Source organism: Mesorhizobium sp. M7A.F.Ca.MR.362.00.0.0 (assembly GCF_004023175.1).
Lineage (GTDB): Bacteria > Pseudomonadota > Alphaproteobacteria > Rhizobiales > Rhizobiaceae > Mesorhizobium.
Genome location: NZ_RZTF01001132.1, coordinates 1 through 236 on the forward strand (window position 1 = coordinate 1; position 236 = coordinate 236).

At 57.6% G+C, this 236-nt stretch carries 1 protein-coding gene; it reads right to left on the reverse strand.

Annotated features, from left to right (window positions below; genetic code table 11):
* On the reverse strand, positions 1 to 167 hold a 167-nt coding region (gene cutA, locus EOC06_RS45560; RefSeq protein WP_128310213.1), incomplete at its 3' end, for a divalent cation tolerance protein CutA.
* Positions 168 to 236 lie beyond the last annotated feature (69 nt).

A 236-nucleotide genomic window follows, 5' to 3' on the forward strand; every position in this document is an offset into this window, starting at 1 on the left:
TCGTATTCCTGTTCCAGTTTCCCTTCCCAGTAATAGAGCGATGAGACGCCGGGCAGCAACGTGGCGCAGGCCGCCAGTTTTTCGCCCAATACGCGCGCCGCCAGTTCTTGCGCTGTGGCTTCATCCGGTGCGGTACAGAGTATGACGACGGCATTGCAATCAGACATGTTTACTCCTCTCAACCGTTAGGGGCAGGCAGGCACTATACCTTGAAGGCCGTTGGGCCAGAAGGCGAG